Raw genomic sequence first — 15,116 nt, 5'->3', positions numbered from 1 at the left:
GACCTTGAGGCGCGGCCGACTCGCAAGACGATGGCGGTGGCGCGTTCAGAGCAGACCTGCTCCTGAACCGCCTCTCAGCAGTTCCGACACCGCCCGCCCCATGCTCCGTCGCCGGCCGCCCGGGCGTCACAGCGGCCACGGGCGGGAAACAAGCGCGCGGAAGCGCACATTTTCCAACCCCGCCGTCAACACCCCGGCCGGGCCAGCACCATGACCCAGGTGTTGCCCGGCCCCCGCGCCACACCCAGATCGGCCATGTCGCGGTTCAGCATGTTGCGACGGTGGCCGGCAGAGCCCTGCCAGCCGGCGATCGCCGCGTCGAGGCTGCGCTGGCCCCGGGCGATGTTTTCGGCCACCCTGCACCAGCCATAGCCGGCCCGCGCCACCCGGTCGCTGATCGTCGAGCCGTCCGAGCCCTGATGGGCGAAAAACCCGTTGCGCGCCATGTCCTCGGCATGGGCCCGCGCCACTTCGGCCAGCACCGGCGACCAGCGCAGCGCCGCGCGGCCGGCCTGGCGACGCAGGCGGTTGACCCGGGCCAGCGCGGCCTCTTCGCCGGCCAAGGCCGGACAGGCCGCCCAGGCCAGGCCCGCCGCCAGCACCCTCCGTCGCCTCATGCCATCAGCCGCCGCGCCAGATCATTCTGCCGTCGCAGCGCCGCCGCCAGATCGAAGGAAACCAGGTCGCCGCCTCGCACCACCGGGCGCCCCTCGACAAAGAGGTCGCGGACCCGCGCCGGGCCCGCCAGCAGCAGCGCGGCCATATCCCAGCTGCCCGCCGCCTCGACGCCGGACATGTCCCAGACCGCAAGGTCGGCCCGCTTGCCGGGGGCGATCTGGCCGCAGTCGGTCCGGCCCAGCACCTCGGCGCCGCCCCGGGTCGCGATCCGCAGCGCCTCGCGCGCCGACATGGCGTCGGCGCCGCGCGCCACCCGTTGCAACAGCAGCGCCTGCCGGGCTTCGAGCATCAGGTTGCCGCTGTCGTTCGAGGCCGATCCATCGACGCCCAGCCCCACCTTGACGCCGGCATCGCGCATCGTCCGGATCGGTGCGATACCGGAGCCGAGGCGGCAGTTCGAGCATGGACAATGCGCCACGCCGGTGCGGGTTCTGGCAAAGAGATCAATTTCTTCGCCGTCGAGCTTCACGCAATGCGCATGCCAGACGTCGTCCCCGGTCCAGCCCAGGTCCTCGGCATATTGCCCCGGCCGACAACCGAATTTCTCCAGCGAATAGGCGATATCCTCATCGTTTTCCGCCAGGTGGGTGTGCAGCATCACCCCCTTGTCGCGCGCCAGCAGCGCGGTGTCGCGCATCAGGTCTCGGCTGACCGAAAACGGTGAACAGGGCGCCAGGCCGACGCGCACCATGGCGCCCTCGGCCCCGTCGTGAAAGGCATCGACCACCCGCGTCATGTCGTCGAGGATCGCGGCCTCGCCTTCGACAAGGCTGTCAGGGGGCAACCCGCCCGCGCTTTCGCCGATCGACATCGCGCCACGGGTCGGGTGAAACCGCAGGCCGACCTCGCGCGCGGCGGCGATCGTGTCATCGAGCCGCGCGCCGTTGGGATAGAGGTAGAGGTGATCCGAGGACATGGTACAGCCCGAGAGCGCCAGCTCCGCCAGACCGACCTGCGCCGAGATAAACATCTCTTCCGGGCCAAAGCGCGCCCAGAGCGGATACAGTGTCTTGAGCCAGCCAAAGAGCAGCGCATCCTGCCCGCCCGGCACCGCGCGGGTCAGCGTCTGGTAGAGGTGGTGGTGGGTGTTCACCAGCCCCGGCGTCACCAGGCAACCGGCGGCATCGATCACGTCGCCATCGCTGCTCAGCCCGGTGCCGATCTCGGCGATCACGCCATCGCGAAGCCGAATATCGCAGCCCGTCAACTCGCGGCTGTCATCGTCCATGGTCAGGGCAAGGCTGGCCCGCTGCAACAGAATTTCGGTCATGAAGAAACCTCAGATGTGGCGCCCATTTCTGAGGTGAAGCCCGCCGCGCCGGTAACGGGCAAAGTTCGCGCGGCGTTGCCGCAGGCTAGCAAGGGCCCGGCCGGCGATCAAGCGCTGTTGAGCTTGGCCATCGCCGCCCGGTGCAGCTCCGCATTGCCGGCCGCAAGCACCTGGCCGCCATTATGTACCGGCCTGCCCTGCCAGTCGGTGACAACGCCACCGGCGGCCTCGATCACCGCGATCGGCGCCTGGATGTCATAGGCGTTGAGCCCGGCTTCGATCACCAGGTCGACCTGCCCGGCCGCCAACAGCGCATAGGCATAACAATCCATGCCGTAACGCGTCAGCTTGACCGCCTCGGCGACCCGCTCAAAGCCGGCGCGTTCTTCCGGTGTGCCGACTTCGGGGAAGGTGGTGAAGAGCAGGGCCTCCGAGAGATCGCCGGTCGCGCGGGTGCGCAGGTCTTGCGTGCCTTGGGGCCCCTCCATCCGCGCTTCGCCGCCACCGCCGCGAAACCGTTCGCCGATGTAAGGCTGGTCGATGATGCCCAGAAAAGGGCCATCGGCGTTCGACAATGCGATCAGCACGCCCCAGGTCGGGGTGCCGCTGATGAAACCGCGGGTGCCGTCGATCGGGTCGAGCACCCAGGTCAGCCCGCTGCTGCCCGCGTCATGGCCGAATTCCTCGCCAAGGATACCATCCTCGGGCCGGGCCCGGGCCAGAACATCGCGCATCGCCTGTTCCGCCGCCCGGTCGGCCAGGGTCACCGGGTCGAAACCGCCGCTCTGCTTGTTCTCGGTGCCGAGCGCTGCCCCCCGGAAAAACGGCAAAATGGCCGCACGCGCTGCGTCGGCCATTTCATTGGCCACCTGCCAGAGGTGGCGCATCTCGCTGTCTTGCATCTGTCTCATCCGCCCTTCGACGCGGCGCCGCACCGGCGCCGCAACCTGGGGCGTTATGCGACGTCGCTCAGCACACGGGCAAGCTCGAACAACCGACGACGCTGATTTTCCGGGATCGCGTAGTACGACCGCACGAGATCGAGCGCTTCCTTGTCACCAAGGAGATCGGCCGGCACACTGCTTTCAGTGGATTGCGCCGGCTCGGTTTCACCCGCGTCGATGCCTTCGAAGAAAAAGCTGACCGGCACGTCGAGCGCGTCGGCGATGTCCCAGAGCCGCGAGGCGCTGACCCGGTTGGCACCGGTTTCGTATTTCTGGATCTGCTGGAACTTGATGCCGACATGCTCGGCCAGTTGCTGCTGGGTCATCCCGACCAGCCAGCGACGATGCCGGACACGCTTGCCAACATGAACATCCACGGGGTGTGGCATACTATTCATCCTTCACTTAGCGCTGGTCCGGCATTTCAAATGCAGGACCGCGCATTCTTTTTCTGTAACGAGGCAGAGTTATCCCCCGGCCCGACGATATCGACTGTGCACCCCTGCAGCGTCACGAAGAATATGGGAGGTGAAGAAGAAAGCAAGAAAAAAGAACGCGTTTAGATTTTACGGTTAACCGAAAACACACGCGAAGCGGTATGGAAACACCGTTCGCAGCCTCCCCAAAGGCGCGACATGTCATGCTCTTTACATTGCGTCAGTTGCGCGAAACTGTAAAGGCTCAGGGCAATCTTTACGGGAAATCTGACACAAATGCGTGCTTTTCACATCGCCTTCGCCGGGGCGCCGGCGCAGCTTGCCGAGATCGAAACGCCGCGGCCGGAGCCGGGGCAAATCCGCCTTCGGATCGCTGCCTGCGGGCTTAACTTCGCGGATTTGCTCATGGAAAAGGGCACCTACCAAGATACCCCAGAGGCGCCTTTCACCCTCGGGATGGAGGTGGCCGGCACCGTTGACGCGCTTGGCGAGGGGGTCACGGGGCTCGAACCCGGGCAGCGGGTCGCGGTTTTTGGCGGCCAGGGCGGATTGGCCGAATTCGGCTGTTTCGAGGCCGCCCGCGCCGTTGCCATCCCGGAAACGATGAGTTTCACCGATGCCGCCGCCTTTCAGATCGCTTACGGTACGTCACACCTCGCCCTGAGCCATCGCGCACGGCTTCAGCCGGGCGAGCACCTGCTGGTGCTGGGGGCCTCGGGGGGTGTCGGTCTGACCGCGGTCGAGATCGGCCGGATCATGGGCGCGACGGTCATCGCCTGCGCCCGGGGGGCCGAAAAGCTCGAGGCGGCGCGCGCCGCCGGGGCGCATCACCTGCTCGACAGCGAGACCTGCGACCTGCGCGCCGACGTCAAGGCCCTGGGCGGGGCAGATGTGGTCTACGATCCGGTGGGCGGCACACAGTTCGAGGCGGCGTTCCGCGCCTGCAACCCCGAGGCCCGTCTGCTGCCGATCGGCTTTGCCAGCGGCGATGTGCCGCAGATCAAGGCCAACCATCTGCTGGTCAAGAACCTCTCGGTGCTGGGTCTCTACTGGGGCGGATACCTGAAATTCAATCCGCAGGTCATTGCCGATTCGATGAAAACCCTGATGCGCTGGCACAGCGAAGGGCGCATCACCCCGCATATCAGCCACGCGCTGCCGCTCGAGGACGCGGGCCAGGCCATGCAACTGCTGCGCGACCGGAAATCCACCGGCAAGGTGGTGGTCACGATCTGACCACCGGCGGATTGCCCCGCATCATCGGCCCGTGACGCCGGCTAGAGCGTGTCGTAGCCTTGCTCGATCATCTCGGCCAGCACGTCGACCGGCGTCTGACCGTTGCGGCGGTTGCAGTAGAGGTTGATCTTGTAGCTGCCCAGATCGGGCAGGTCGCAGCCCGGCGGCAGTTCGATCAGCACCTTGGGCGCGGTCCCCTCGAGCAGCGCCGTCACCGCCAGATCGGCGCTGACCGTGGCCTCGACCGTGCGGTCGCTGTCGGTCTCGACGGTGGAGATCCAGTCGATCTCCGCCGCGTCGAGCCGGTCGACCACACCGGCCCGAAAGGCGCAGACCCGGGCCTGTGCAAGATTGAGCGGCCGCTGCCGCCAGGCCTGCCCGCCCGGCGCGCCGATCCAGCGCAGGGCAATCTCGGTCAGGGTCTCGCCGCCGATGTCGACCTCGCTCTCAGTGGTCAGGATCAGGTCCACCGCCCCGCGCGAGAACTCATCTTTGAGCGATTTCGTGTTTCCGGTCACCAGGTTGACCCGCACCCGCGGCATTTCCAGCGCAAAGCGCTGCAACACTCGCGGCACCACCGGATAGACGATGTCATACGGCACCCCGAGCGAGATCTCGCCCGAGAATTCCTCATGGGTGAGCCGGGCGAAAGCCTCGTCGTTGAGATCGACCATGCGCCGGGCATAGCCCAGCAGCTGTTCGCCGGCGGCGGTCAGCCCGATCTGCCGGGCCGAGCGGTCGAGCAGTTCCAGGCCCAGCAATTCCTCGAGCCGCTTGAGCTGCATCGAGACGGCGGATTGCGTCAGATTCAGAAAACCCGCGGCGCGGGTGACACCGCCGGTCTGGGCCACCGCCACGAAGCTGCGCAGGACCGTGACATCAAGATTGCGCATCACCATCACACTCCGTGATAAGAGAGATCATAAACATTCGTTTTCACTATGATACCGCCAGCGCTATGTATCAAGATACAAAATGCAACGCTCCGCAATCATCACGAAAGAAAGGAGAGCCCAATGGCCCGCACCCTTCACATCACCGCCCCCCGCCACCGTGCCCCCAGCCTGCCCCGCCTGAGCGCGCTGCTGGCGCTCCATCGCCAGCGCCGGGCGCTGAGCCGGATGGATGCGGCCCGGCTCGACGACCTGGGGCTGAGCGCCGAAGAGGCCCGCCGCGAGGCCGGCAAACCGATTTGGGACATTCCCGCCCATTGGCGGCGCTGAGAACCGGCGGAACCGACGCAAATCACGTCGAATCCAGCACGCAACGATCTTGAAAATCCGGGCCGTTCCGCCAATATTTGGGTGGACGGCCCGCATTCGCGTGCCACCTGTTCTTTTCGGAGGAAATCGATGGCTGACTACAACACAATCAGGACGTCTGCGGCAGGCGCCCGCGCCGCCCAGATTGACGAGGGCTTGCGCGCCCACATGAACAAGGTCTACGGGACCATGTCGATCGGCATGCTGCTCACCTTTGCGGTGGCATGGGCGGTCGGCACCAGCCCGCAGCTTCTGGCCGTGTTCCGCGATCCCGCCACGCTTCAGCCCAACATCCTCGGCTGGATCGTCATGTTCGCGCCGCTGATCATGGTCTTCGCCTTCGGTGCGATGATCAACAAGCTTTCGGCCGCCGCCGCGCAGCTGTTCTTCTTTGCCTTCGCGGCGGTGATGGGCCTGTCGCTGAGCTGGATCTTCGTGGCCTTCACCGGTTTCTCGATCGCCCAGGTCTTCCTGGTGACTTCGATCGCCTTTGCCGGCCTCAGCCTCTGGGGCTACACCACCAAGAAGGACATCTCGGGCTGGGGCTCCTTCCTGATCATGGGTGTGATCGGTCTGATCGTGGCCTCGATCATCAACATCTTCCTGGGCTCGCCCGCGATCATGTTCGCGATCTCGATCCTGGGTGTGCTGATCTTTGCCGGGCTGACCGCCTATGATACCCAGAACATCAAGAACACCTATCTGGCCCACGCCCACAACGGCGACAGCGAGTGGCTGGGCAAGGCGGCGATCATGGGCGCGCTGAACCTCTACCTGGACTTCATCAACATGTTCATGTTCCTGCTCCAGCTGATGGGCAACCGCGAGTAACCAGGGCATCTCATGCCAGAATGTCAGGGGCCGGTCGTTTGACCGGCCCTTTTGCTTGCGCGACGCGCTGCGCGCCGGACAGCCCCGCACCCGGGTGGGGCCGGACAAGGCCCCTGCGCGGCTCCTGACGGGCCCTGGGGCGCTCTGCTGCCGCGTGACGCGAGCGTGACCGGGAACCCCTACCGGCCGCTCCGGCGCCCCTTCGGCGAAGCGGCCAGAGGGGGCAAGGAACCACGCCACGGGCGCCCCCGGAAACGAAAACGCCGCGCGGCCCGGAGGCGGCGCGGCGTTGTCTGGTCGTCCGGCAGATCGTTTACTTGATCTTGCCTTCCTTGTATTCGACGTGCTTGCGCACAACCGGGTCAAACTTGCGCACGACCATCTTCTCGGTCATGGTGCGCGCGTTTTTCTTGGTCACGTAGAAGTGGCCGGTGCCCGCGGTCGAATTCAGGCGGATCTTGATGGTGGTCGGCTTCGCCATGTCTCGTCTCCTGCGTGGCGCGGGCCAAGGCCATCGCGCACTCGAAAATCTCTATGAAGGTCGCCTTCTACCGGGGATCGCGCGCGAGTCAAGCGGTTTTGCGCGGTTTTGCCGGCAAGAGGTCGTTCTTCGGCCTCCAGGTGCGTCCTGGGGGCTCCGCCCCCGGCCTGCGGCCTCCCCCGAGGGTATTTTCGGCAAGAGGAAGCAGCGGAACTGCGCCCTCTGGCCACGGCATGCGCGGAAGGCCTGTAAGCCGGATTCTGTGACGGTCTGACGACCGCCGATGACCATTCCTCTTGGCACGGGATTGCCCCCGCGCCTCTAGCTGCCAACCCGGGCCTCTCGGGCTGAAGCATCCCTGCGCCGATATCCCCCGAAGGCGATCAGCCGCGCGCGAGGCCCCTATTTGGCATTGCTCCCGGTGGGGCTTGCCATGCGGGCGCTGTTGCCAGCCCCCCGGTGGGCTCTTACCCCACCGTTTCACCCTGACCCGGTATATCGCGAGCGACATACGAGGCGGTCTGTTTTCTGTGGCGCTGATCCGTCGGGTTGCCCCGCCCGGGCGTTACCCGGCACCGTTGCTTCAGGGAGTCCGGACTTTCCTCGGAATCTTGCGACCCCGCGGCCATCCAGCCTTCCGCGCATCGCAGCCTCTAGGCGCTCAGCCGGCTCCGGTCAACGGGAAAGCGCGCCGCCAGGCCAGCAACCAGCGCCATGTCTTCCGGCGCGAGCAGCCCGGTGGCCCAGGGACGAAAGCGCGCCCTGAGGGCATCAAGCAGGATGTCCTCGGCAACCTCGGCGGTGTAGCCGGCCGCGGCCGCAAGCTCGCGGAACTGCATCCGATCCGGGGCCGCCGCGGCCGGCGCCGGCCAGACCGCCAGGCCGCGACGGGCCAGCCGGCGCCAGTCGAAGCGGCGGCCGGGGTCGGATTTGCGCCCCGGGGCCATGTCGGAATGGCCGATTACCCGTTCCGGCGGGATCTGCCAGCGCGCCGTGATGCGCCGCAGCAGCGCCTCGAGACAGGCCATCTGCGGCTCGGTGAAGGGCTGTGCGCCGCTGTTGGTGATCTCGATGCCGATCGAGCGGGAATTGACGTCGGTCACCGCCCCCCAGCGCCCGGCGCCGGCATGCCAGGCGCGCGCGCCTTCGTCGACCATCTGGATCAGGCGGCCGGTGGCGGAGATCAGATAATGCGCCGAGACCTGGGAGGCCGGATCACAGAGCCAGTCGCGCGCGGCGGCGGTGTCGGCCATGGCGGTGTAATGCAGCACCACCATGTCGGGCCGCGCGCCGCCGCGCCGCGCGCCGAAATTCGGCGACGGGTGCCAGAGCGCCGCGCCGTCGCGCAAGATCAGCCGCCCCGCACCCGGCGGAAGGGCGTCGGATCCCAGGCGCAGGCAAAGCCGTCGCCATCGGGATCGAGCGCCTTGCGGTCACGCTCCGGGCCGCCATTGGCCAGGAAGTCCTCCTGCGCCAGATCGGGGCTGGCAAAACCGGCGCAATTGCGCTGGTGCTTGGCCTGGGAATTGAGCGACGAGCGCTTGTAGATCGCCACGCCCACCGGATTGTTGGTTTGCAGCGCGAAGGCCACGATATTGGGCCGGTCGCTGCCCGGCCGCGACGGCAGCGCGGTCGGCTGGATCACGCGGTACTGCGATTGCGCCTGGCGCAGGCGCTCGGCGTCGTCCTCTATGTCGCGCTCGCCCGAGACCGCCTGGAAATCCTGCTCGCGGCTGATGCCCGCGGCATCGGTCACCGCCTGCGGCGGCGGGTTTTCGGGGCTGGCCTGAAGCGGCGCCACGCCGGAATTGGCCGCCGTTGCCTGACGCGCCTCATCGTCGACCGGTTCGCCGTCGAGCGTCATGGTGGTGACCGGTGCCGCGCCTTCCAGCCGGCGCTCGCGCGTGCTCCGCGCGATCCTGTCCTGGTCGACTCGGTCGAATCCCACGCCGGCGCCGCTATCGGGCACAGTCGGCGCACAGGCCGCCAGAACGGTCGCCGCGCCCAGCGCGGCACTGATCAGCAAAAAACGCATGGATCCAGCCTCATACCTGCTCTTTCGCGCTGCTTACCACCATTTCGCCGGCTTGGAAACAAAACCGGCCGCCTGCTCGAGCGCATAGGCGCAATTCAGCAGATCGCCCTCTTCCCAGGGTCGGCCGATCAGTTGCAGTCCCAGCGGCAGCCCCTGCCGGTCGGTGCCGGCGGGCACGGAGATGCCCGGCAGACCGGCGAGGTTGACGGTCACGGTGAAAACATCGTTGAGGTACATCTGCACCGGATCGGCCTCTTTCATCTCGCCCAGGCCAAAGGCCGCCGAAGGCGTGGCCGGCGTCAGGATCGCATCGACCCCCTGGGCAAAGACATCCTCGAAGTCCTTCTTGATCAGCGTCCGCACCTTGCGCGCGCGGTTGTAATAGGCGTCGTAGAAACCGGCCGAAAGCACATAGGTGCCGACCATGATCCGCCGCTGCACCTCGTGGCCGAATCCCTCGGCGCGGGTCTTTTCGTACATTTCGGTGATGCCGTCGCCCTGCGCCAGTTGCGCCCGGCGGCCATAACGCACGCCGTCATAACGTGCGAGGTTCGACGAGGCTTCCGCCGGCGCGATCACGTAATAGGTCGGCAACGCGTACTTGGTGTGCGGCAGCGAGATGTCGACGATCTCGGCCCCGGCATTGGCCAGCATGCGGCGGCCTTCGGCCCAGAGCGTCTCGATCTCTTCGGGCATGCCGTCCATGTGGTATTCGCGCGGGATGCCGATCTTCTTGCCCTTGATGTCGCCGGTCAGCATGGCCTCGAAATCCGGCACCGCCAGATCGGCCGAGGTGCTGTCCATCGGGTCGTGGCCGCACATGGCTTCCAGCATGATGGCGGCGTCGCGCACGTCCTTGGTCATCGGCCCGGCCTGATCGAGGCTGGACGCAAAGGCCACGATGCCCCAGCGCGAGCAGCGGCCGTAGGTGGGCTTGATGCCGGTGATGCCGGTAAAGGCCGCCGGCTGGCGGATCGAGCCGCCGGTGTCGGTGCCGGTGGCCGCGAGGCAGAGGTCGGCCGCCACCGCAGAGGCCGAGCCGCCCGAGGAGCCGCCCGGGGTGAGCTGGGCCTCGTCATTGCCGCGTTTCCACGGGTTGACCGCATTGCCGTAGGTCGAGGTCTCGTTCGAGCTGCCCATGGCGAACTCGTCCATGTTGAGCTTGCCCAGCATCACCGCGCCGCTCTCGAACAGCTGGCGGGTCACGGTGCTCTCGTATTCCGGCGTGAAGCCGTCGAGGATCTTCGAGGCCGCCTGGCTGGCCACGCCCCTGGTGCAGAACAGGTCCTTGATGCCCAGCGGAATGCCGCACATGTCGGGCGCGTCCCCCGCCTTGATCCGGCCATCGGCGGCGCGCGCCTGCTCGAGCGCGACCTCGGGTGTCTTGTGCACCACGGCGTTGAGCGCGCCGGCGCCCTCGATCGCCGAGAGACAGGCCTCGGTCAGTTCCACGCTTGTCACATCGCCCTTGCGCAGCGCGTCGCGCGCCTCGGCGATCTTCAGTCCGTTCAATTCAGCCATCACTCAACCACCTTCGGCACTGCAAAGAAGCCTTCCCGCGCATCCGGCGCATTCGACAGGACCTTGTCCTGCTGGCCGCCGTCGGTCACCCCGTCCTTGCGGCGCTTCAACCGCATCGGCGTGACCGAGACCATCGGTTCGACACCCTCGACATCCACCTCGCCCAGTTGCTCGATGAAGCCGAGGATATTGTTGAACTCCTGCGCCAGCGCCGGCAGGTCTGCGTCGTCGACGCGAATGCGCGCCAGTTTCGCCACCTTGGCGGCGGTGCCTTGATCGATCGACATCGGGTCGCTCCCAATCCATTCAGGTCTGGCAAGGGCTTTACCGCCCCGCCCCGCCGCCCGCAACCATGTGCCGGTGGTAAACCACGATCATCCAGCCCAGCATCGCCGCATTGAGCAGATGCCAGAGAAAATGCGTGCCGATCGGCCAGGCGGCGCAAAGCGGGCCGTCCAGCGCGCGAAAGGTGATCGAAAGCGCCAGCAACGCCGCGCCCAACGCCAGCCCGCGCGCCACATGCGGCAGCCGGCGACGGAGCGCCAGCGCATATAGCGCGATCAGCAGCGCCACCGCCAGATAGGCGGCCGAGCCGCCGACCACCGGCAATGGTGCCAGCAGCCAGACCACCAGCGCCGCATAGGGAAAGAACAGCCCCACCCCGAGCAGCGACAGCCCGACCGGCAGGCGCCAATACGCCCGGTTCGCCAGGTAGAGATAGAGCAGCACGAAGACCGCGATCGGCAGCACATCGGCCAGCCCGGCCCAGGCCCGGGCAAATGTGTGAAACAGCCCCGAGCCCAGCCCGATCACCGCCAGCACCGCACAGAGCAGCCGCGCCCGGCCCGCCACCCGTGGCCAGAGCCAGAGCGCCACGACAAGAAACGCCAGGTTCGTCACCGCGTTCAGCGGCTCGGCCCAAAGCCCCGGCCCCAGCCGCTCGCAATATCCGTCCACCGGTTGACCCCAATCCACTCCCTGCCCTTCCTCTTGCCGAAAATACCTCGTGCACGCCCGAACGACAGGCGCCGCCGGTGGGCAGGGCACGGCCCAGCGCCCCCGCCCCGGCTCACTGGACCGCCGGCGCGATCATGCTAGGCTCTGGCGAAACCTCAAGGGAGAACCGACATGCAACTCATCTGGCTCGGCCACGGCTCCTTCCGGCTCGAGACCGGCGCGGCCAGGATCCTCATCGATCCCTGGCTCACCGGCAACCCGATGCTGGAGGAAAGCCAGCACGAGACGGCCACCGCCGGCGCCACCCATATCCTGCTGACCCATTGCCATTTCGATCACGTGGTCGACGTGCTGCCGCTGGCGCGCCGGCTCGAGATCCCGGTGATCGGCCAGTTCGACGTGATGAAATACTGGGGTGAACACGAGAACGTCGAAACCATCGGCTTCAACAAGGGCGGCACGGTCGAGGCGGCGGGAGTGCATCTCACCATGGTGCCGGCCTCGCACAGCTCGACCTTCGGCTCCGACAGCGGACCGCAGGCGGCCGGCAGCGAGGTGGGCTACATGATCGCGGCCGAGGGCAAGGTGATCTACCTCTCAGGCGATACCACGATCATGGCCGACATGGACTGGATGGGCGATTACCACAAGCCGCAGATCGGCATCCTGTCGGCGGGCGGGCATTTCACCATGGACATGAAGGCCGCGGCCTATGCCGCCAGCCGTTATTTCGATTTCGAGACGGTGATCCCCTGTCACTACCGGACCTTCCCGCTGCTCGAGCAATCGGCCGAGGCGTTGAAAGACGGCCTCCCCGGCGTGAACGTCATCGAACCCGAGATCCTGACCCCGATCACGCTCTGACCGGTTGAATACGCAAGGTATCCTTGGCCTGTTGCGGGCCCGCGGGGTGCCGGCGGGGGGACGTAGACTCCCCGCCGGCACCCCGCGGGCCCGACCGAAGGCTCACAGGAACTCCGCCACCTCCTCGATCGGCCGCGCCGCCAGTTTCAGCGCCTCGCCCAGGTCGACGCTTTTGTTGAACAGCGCCCGGCCCACCACCGCGCCGGACACGTTGCGCACGTATTTCAGCCGCGCCAGATCGTCGAGCGTGCGCACCAGGCCACTGGCGATCACCGGATGGCGCGAGTGCGCCGCCAGGTCGGTGACCAGCGCCAGCGAGGCCTCGGCATCCGACAGATCGCTGTCGATGTCGGTGACCATGATCGCGGCCAAGGGGTCGTCCTTGAAATAATCGATGAAATCTTCCGGCGTGAAGGCCGAGGTTTCGCGCCAGCCATGGGTCATCACCCGGCCCTGGTAGACATCGACCGCCAGAACGATCTGGTCGGGGTGATACTTGGCCGCCGCCTTGACAAGATCGGGCTGGTTCAGCGCCGCGGTGCCGATCACCACCCGCCCCACCCCCATGTCGAGCAGATGCTCGATCCGCTCGCGCGAGCGCACGCCGCCGCCCACCTGCAAGGGCGCCTCGGCGGCACGGATCAGCGCCTGCAACAGCGCATCCTGCGGCGCCCCGCCAGCGACGGCGTCGAAATCGGTCACATGGATCCACTCGGCCCCGGCATGGGCAAAGCGGCGCACGCAGTCGCACGGATCGACATGCCAGATCTGCGGCTCCTCGAGCCGCCCGCGATAGAGACTGACCGGGTGGCCGTTCTGAAGTTCGATGGTCGGAATTAGCTGCATGTCACCCCTCCTTGCCGCATGAGTATAGCATTAGGCGGGCTGGTGCGGGAACGCCGCGCGAAACGCGGCGCTCAAGGGTCTGATTTCGACCTTCGTGGGGCGGCGTCAGCCGGCGCGGCGCAGCGCCATCCCCTGCTCGACCGTGGCGTCGGCGACATGCGCCGGGCTGGTGTCCTGGCGCGCGGCGGCGGCCAGGATGCCGCGCATGGTCTGTTCGAGCTGCGCCAGCCGCTCGGCGACGAAACGCGGCCGGTTCTCGATCCGCAGGATTTCGGTCGCGGCGTTGATGATCCCGCCGCCGTTGGCGACGTAGTCCGGCAGATAGAGGATGCCGCGGGCATGCAGCGCATCGGCGGCGGCGTCATCGGCCAACTGATTGTTGGCCGCGCCGCAGATCATCGAGGCGCGCAGCTCGGGCACGGTCTGGCCGTTCAGGATGCCGCCGATGGCGCAGGGCGCAAAGACATCGGCCACAACCCGGTGGATTTCGTCGGGCGCGGCCAGCTCGGCGCCGAATTTCGCCTGCGCCTCCTCGACCCGGGCCGCCACGGTATCGGCCACGATGAGCTGCGCCCCCTCTCCGGCGAGATAGTCGCAGAGATACCAGCCCACATGGCCCAGTCCCTGCACCGCCACGCGCCGGCCTTCCAGATCGGCGCTGCCGAAGTGCCACGCCGCGCCGATCTTCAGCGCGTTGAAGACGCCCTGCGCAGTGATCGGCGAGGGATCGCCGCTGGCGAAACGCCCGTCGGCCAGCCCGGCGACGAACTCGGCCTCGCCGGCCAGCACCTTCATGTCCTCCGGGCTCATGCCCATGTCTTCGGCGGTCCAGTAGCGGCCCTCGAGCGCGGCCACCGCACGGCCCATGGCGCGCAGCTTGGCCTCGGTCTTGTCGGTCCGGGGATCGCCAAGGATCACCGCCTTGCCGCCGCCCAGCGGCAGGCCGGCGGCGGCATTCTTGTAGGTCATGCCGCGCGACAGCGCGAGCACATCGGCCAGCGCCTCGTCAAACCCGCGATAGACCCGCATCCTGAGGCCGCCGGCGGCGGGCCCTGCCTGCGTCGAATGTATCGCGATCAGCCCTTCGAGCCCGCTTTCGCGGTCGGTCACCCGGTAGACCTCTTCGTGAGTGCTGCAATCGATCCGTGTCAACATGGCTCTCTCCTCCTGTATGAGAGAATCCTAGCGCGGCACCAGCGCAAAAACTCACCAAAGACCATTGCCGATCCCGGTCGGATTGGTGAAAATCACCAAGACAGCGGAGGCAAATGGTAAATGGACGCTACGGACGCAAAGATCGTGCAGGCCTTGCAGCGTGACGGCCGCCAGCGGCTGGCCGATCTGTCGGAGACCGTCGGCCTCTCGGCCACGCCGCTCGCCCGCCGCATTGCCCGGCTGGAGGAAAGCGGCGTGATCACCGGCTATTCGGCGCGGGTTGATCAGGAAAAGCTCGGGCTGCCGCTCAATGCCTTCATCTTCGTCGAGCTGGAACACCAGAGCCGCGACGCGGTTGCCACCTTCGAGACGGCGCTGCGACGGTTCGACGAGGTGATGGAATGTTACCTGATGACCGGCACCCGCGATGTGCTGATCCGCGTGGTGGCGCGCGATCTGGCGGCTTTCGACCGGTTCCTCGAGGACGGGCTGATGCAGGTGCCGGGCATCCGCAACATGCGTTCGAGCTTTGCCCTGCGCACGATGATCCGTCGGGATGTTCTGCCGATGTGAGCGGCGGGTGTCGAGCAGGCGCCGGC

General features: G+C 66.9%; 18 protein-coding genes and 1 other RNA gene. 5 read left to right on the top strand and 14 right to left on the bottom strand.

Annotation, left to right across the window (positions count from 1 at the left end; genetic code table 11):
• Positions 1 to 185 precede the first annotated feature (185 nt).
• From PVW49_RS02525 to PVW49_RS02510, 4 genes are all read right to left on the bottom strand, one after another.
• Positions 186 to 617 (bottom strand): CAP domain-containing protein, encoded by a 432-nt coding sequence (locus PVW49_RS02525; RefSeq protein WP_074834595.1) that lies wholly within the window; start codon positions 615 to 617, stop codon positions 186 to 188.
• Entirely contained in the window at positions 614 to 1,948 is a 1,335-nt protein-coding gene (locus tag PVW49_RS02520; protein ID WP_274589815.1) for an 8-oxoguanine deaminase, read from the bottom strand. The genes PVW49_RS02525 and PVW49_RS02520 overlap by 4 nt, the downstream gene beginning before the upstream one ends.
• A 107-nt stretch (positions 1,949 to 2,055) precedes the next feature.
• A complete protein-coding gene (hisN, locus tag PVW49_RS02515; protein WP_371398848.1) occupies positions 2,056 to 2,859 on the bottom strand; it encodes a histidinol-phosphatase in 804 nt (267 codons plus the stop codon).
• Between the two features lie 44 nt (positions 2,860 to 2,903).
• On the bottom strand, positions 2,904 to 3,281 hold the full coding sequence (locus PVW49_RS02510; RefSeq protein ID WP_048530261.1) for a helix-turn-helix domain-containing protein: 378 nt from the start codon (positions 3,279 to 3,281) through the stop codon (positions 2,904 to 2,906).
• Positions 3,282 to 3,605: 324 nt separating this feature from the next.
• Here PVW49_RS02510 and PVW49_RS02505 point away from each other — a divergent pair, with 324 nt between their 5' ends.
• Positions 3,606 to 4,565 carry an NADPH:quinone oxidoreductase family protein gene (locus PVW49_RS02505; RefSeq protein ID WP_274589814.1) on the top strand — a complete coding sequence of 320 codons (960 nt, stop codon included), beginning with the start codon at positions 3,606 to 3,608 and terminating at the stop codon, positions 4,563 to 4,565.
• Positions 4,566 to 4,606: 41 nt separating this feature from the next.
• Here PVW49_RS02505 and PVW49_RS02500 read toward each other — a convergent pair whose 3' ends face one another.
• On the bottom strand, positions 4,607 to 5,461 hold the full coding sequence (locus tag PVW49_RS02500) for a LysR family transcriptional regulator (protein ID WP_074834862.1): 855 nt from the start codon (positions 5,459 to 5,461) through the stop codon (positions 4,607 to 4,609).
• Between the two features lie 120 nt (positions 5,462 to 5,581).
• Here PVW49_RS02500 and PVW49_RS02495 point away from each other — a divergent pair, with 120 nt between their 5' ends.
• On the top strand, positions 5,582 to 5,788 hold the full coding sequence (locus PVW49_RS02495; RefSeq protein ID WP_048530257.1) for a DUF1127 domain-containing protein: 207 nt from the start codon (positions 5,582 to 5,584) through the stop codon (positions 5,786 to 5,788).
• A 129-nt stretch (positions 5,789 to 5,917) separates the two neighbouring features.
• Entirely contained in the window at positions 5,918 to 6,658 is a 741-nt protein-coding gene (locus PVW49_RS02490; RefSeq protein WP_048530255.1) for a Bax inhibitor-1/YccA family protein, read from the top strand.
• Positions 6,659 to 6,971: 313 nt separating this feature from the next.
• Here PVW49_RS02490 and rpmG read toward each other — a convergent pair whose 3' ends face one another.
• The 7 genes from rpmG to PVW49_RS02455 all read right to left on the bottom strand — a co-directional run bounded on the left by rpmG (position 6,972) and on the right by PVW49_RS02455 (position 11,670).
• The gene (rpmG, locus tag PVW49_RS02485; RefSeq protein ID WP_048530254.1) at positions 6,972 to 7,139 is read right to left on the bottom strand and encodes a 50S ribosomal protein L33; all 168 of its coding nucleotides are present in this window, start codon (positions 7,137 to 7,139) and stop codon (positions 6,972 to 6,974) included.
• Positions 7,140 to 7,372: 233 nt separating this feature from the next.
• Positions 7,373 to 7,780: RNase P RNA component class A (gene rnpB / locus PVW49_RS02480), an RNA gene on the bottom strand.
• Positions 7,781 to 7,792: 12 nt separating this feature from the next.
• Positions 7,793 to 8,416 (bottom strand): N-acetylmuramoyl-L-alanine amidase, encoded by a 624-nt coding sequence (locus PVW49_RS02475; protein WP_274589883.1) that lies wholly within the window; start codon positions 8,414 to 8,416, stop codon positions 7,793 to 7,795.
• Positions 8,417 to 8,490: 74 nt separating this feature from the next.
• The gene (locus PVW49_RS02470) at positions 8,491 to 9,174 is read right to left on the bottom strand and encodes a hypothetical protein (protein WP_274589813.1); all 684 of its coding nucleotides are present in this window, start codon (positions 9,172 to 9,174) and stop codon (positions 8,491 to 8,493) included.
• Positions 9,175 to 9,207: 33 nt separating this feature from the next.
• Positions 9,208 to 10,695: an Asp-tRNA(Asn)/Glu-tRNA(Gln) amidotransferase subunit GatA gene (gene gatA, locus PVW49_RS02465; protein ID WP_274589812.1), complete on the bottom strand. Its 1,488-nt coding sequence runs from the start codon at positions 10,693 to 10,695 to the stop codon at positions 9,208 to 9,210.
• Positions 10,695 to 10,982, bottom strand: coding sequence for an Asp-tRNA(Asn)/Glu-tRNA(Gln) amidotransferase subunit GatC (gatC, locus tag PVW49_RS02460; protein WP_048530245.1), 288 nt, complete (start codon positions 10,980 to 10,982; stop codon positions 10,695 to 10,697). Before gatC ends, gatA begins: the two co-directional genes overlap by 1 nt.
• Positions 10,983 to 11,019: 37 nt before the next feature.
• Positions 11,020 to 11,670: a ceramidase domain-containing protein gene (locus tag PVW49_RS02455; protein ID WP_274589811.1), complete on the bottom strand. Its 651-nt coding sequence runs from the start codon at positions 11,668 to 11,670 to the stop codon at positions 11,020 to 11,022.
• A gap of 153 nt (positions 11,671 to 11,823) precedes the next feature.
• Between PVW49_RS02455 and PVW49_RS02450 the strand changes: the two genes are divergently transcribed.
• Positions 11,824 to 12,516, top strand: a complete 693-nt coding sequence (locus PVW49_RS02450) for a metal-dependent hydrolase (RefSeq protein WP_074834584.1) — start codon at positions 11,824 to 11,826, stop codon at positions 12,514 to 12,516.
• A 102-nt stretch (positions 12,517 to 12,618) separates the two neighbouring features.
• Here the strand turns inward: PVW49_RS02450 and PVW49_RS02445 are convergent, their stop codons facing one another.
• Positions 12,619 to 13,362, bottom strand: coding sequence for a 1-(5-phosphoribosyl)-5-[(5-phosphoribosylamino)methylideneamino]imidazole-4-carboxamide isomerase (locus PVW49_RS02445; RefSeq protein WP_048530239.1), 744 nt, complete (start codon positions 13,360 to 13,362; stop codon positions 12,619 to 12,621).
• A 105-nt stretch (positions 13,363 to 13,467) separates the two neighbouring features.
• A complete protein-coding gene (locus tag PVW49_RS02440; RefSeq protein ID WP_274589810.1) occupies positions 13,468 to 14,517 on the bottom strand; it encodes a Glu/Leu/Phe/Val family dehydrogenase in 1,050 nt (349 codons plus the stop codon).
• A gap of 120 nt (positions 14,518 to 14,637) precedes the next feature.
• On the opposite strand from PVW49_RS02440, the gene PVW49_RS02435 reads away from it, so the two are divergent.
• Complete coding sequence (locus PVW49_RS02435; protein WP_274589809.1) at positions 14,638 to 15,090, top strand: Lrp/AsnC family transcriptional regulator; 453 nt, start codon at positions 14,638 to 14,640, stop codon at positions 15,088 to 15,090.
• The last annotated feature ends 26 nt before the right edge of the window (positions 15,091 to 15,116 follow it).

It is taken from the genome of Marinovum sp. PR37 (assembly GCF_028807375.1).
In the GTDB taxonomy this organism is placed as follows: Bacteria; Pseudomonadota; Alphaproteobacteria; order Rhodobacterales; family Rhodobacteraceae; genus Marinovum; species Marinovum algicola.
The sequence above is the reverse complement of the archived record's forward strand: the minus strand, read 5'-3'. Positions and strand labels throughout refer to the sequence as shown.